General features: G+C 41.0%; 1 protein-coding gene. It reads left to right on the top strand.

Annotated elements, in window-relative coordinates; all coding sequences use genetic code 11:
- Positions 1-1,920 precede the first annotated feature (1,920 nt).
- A partial coding sequence (locus Q7P22_RS14880; protein WP_303865175.1) for a transcriptional repressor occupies positions 1,921-2,154 on the top strand: 234 nt, incomplete at its 3' end.

The raw sequence follows: 2,154 nt of genomic DNA, 5'->3' as shown, positions 1-2,154 counted from the left end.
TGGCATTATTTAAAATGAATAATCCAAAATTATAAAAAAATAATTATATATAATTTATTAAATAAATTTTCGTTTAAATTATGTTGGTTTCTGATAATTTTCCTTTTTACAAATTAGAAAAGTATAGGTATAAAGTACATATAATCTTTTAAACAAAAATAATTGTGTGGCAGAATTTTAATTAGAGGATGAATTTAGAAGTTTGTTTATACTGCGTAAGGCATCCCGTGAAAACATTTAATATAAAAGAGCTTATTTCTCAGGGGTCTTCGCAAACCATCTGATCATAAAAAGTTCCTTAGGGCTTATCGTAGTGTCAGTCCTTAAAATCTTTTATGTGTTTTCGTATGGATAGTTTTGGAATTGTTGATGTAAGCGATGCTTCCGCTCGTGAACGCACTCGTTTCTAATGCTTCTTATGCCTTCGTTCTTCCTAGGTCATCCCCATATGTCTTTACTAGGCCAGTGATGCATCAGCAATGTTCAGCTGTAAATCCTTCATAGTTCAGTCTGGCATCGGCATCATTTGCGACTCCTCTTCGTAAACCTTTTGGATTGAGACGAACAAAAACCAGCTCTTGGATGCCAAACCTCGTCCGTCTTAAAAAATGCGGCTACGATACAGCGCAAAAAGTTCTTTTCGATAGGTAGGCCTGCTCGGAATAATCTTTATGCTTGATTTTTCGGTTAGTGCGCTTCTGCACGTTATTTTTCTTTAGATGTATGTAATGCTCATAAGGGAGACCAAGGTGGGTAAGTGATTGTGCTTCAACATCCTCAAGAAGCCTGTTTGCTGCTGGTCCTATTGTTTCTACTTCGTCTATGGCAAGGTGATAGAATGCACTTAGCAGTGCGGGTCACACTTAGCGAAGACTATCGAAAGATCTGTCCTATGGCGGAACTCCGCGTTTTCTCTCTAGCAAGAAAGCAACAGTTGCGCTCGAGATAAGCGATGCAGCATTGCTAGATAACTTTAGCAAGCATCTCTTTTATCCATGTATCTTCAAGTCTTTATCATAGGCACTTAGGTTATAGAGAGCATACAGGCGGTGTTACGGTCTTAAAGCCCTCCCTCAAGAAATCTCCTAGCTGTAGTAAGACATATGGCTCATTGTGTGTGCCGTCAATGCTAGTGAAGTAGCATTAGCCCTGTTACTGTTAGTGTCATTATCGCTACTGTGGAGTTGAACCGTCTATCCTCCTAGACCTTGGTATAGGCGGTATAGGAACAACAAGGATCTTAAGCTGTGGAACAGGTGTCCCTGTAGATCTCTCACGGCTTCACTAAGAGTGTTATACATATGACGGCTGTATCTTTGCCAATCCGGACCGCGCCGAACCTCTTAGCGATGGACTTGACTTTTCTGGTAAAGCCCCGCAACTAGTCATCTTTGAGACAGCTGCTACAATCACGCGGTTGGTTCTGGAGGAGTGGTCAACTACGTCTAAGCTTTGGAATATGGAATATCTGTATAGCTACGCTCATGAATAGTGAGCGTTCGTAATAGCCATCTTTCTAGTCGTTTTCTTCGGGACCGAGAGGTCGCTGGTTCGAATCCAGTCATCTCGACCAGAAACAGCAGGTCAGGGGCTTGAGTCTCTGGCCTTTTTTATTTATATGCTATTTTGCACGCTGCGTGCACGCTATGGAATTGTATGTCATCCATATACACCTGAATTTTCCAAGCAAAAGGCTTAGGGCATATTCTTTTGCAACGCCTGTTTGCTAGGCGAGCATTTCTTTTTTCCTTTAGATGCCAAGGTATAGTCGACCTCATGTGAATAAGCGCACCTAGCATTCGAGAAGGTCTGTTGATGTCAGTTGGCAGCAAAAAATAACCATTTGGCCGTAGGCCTTTGACAGCTCACACATGTTGTATTTCAATTCTAATTGAAATCTGATTTCAATAAGGGAAGCATATGAAACGCAATACTGTCCAAAAGCAGATTATTTTAGAGGCGATTCGAAAACTTGATTCACATCCGACTGTAGACGAAGTTTATGAAGAGGTGCATGAACTTCATCCATCTATTAGCAAAGTTACGGTGTATAGGGACCTTTATCAGCTTGCAGATAATCACGACATACAACGCGTCATGTTGCCAGGAGAGTTAGCGAGGTACGATACGAGACTGGATCATCACTATCATTTT

Source organism: Alkalibaculum bacchi (assembly GCF_937875145.1).
In the GTDB taxonomy this organism is placed as follows: domain Bacteria; phylum Bacillota; class Clostridia; order Eubacteriales; family Alkalibacteraceae; genus Alkalibaculum; species Alkalibaculum bacchi_A.
Note: the sequence above shows the minus strand (reverse complement) of the source record. Positions and strands in the feature narration are given on the sequence as shown.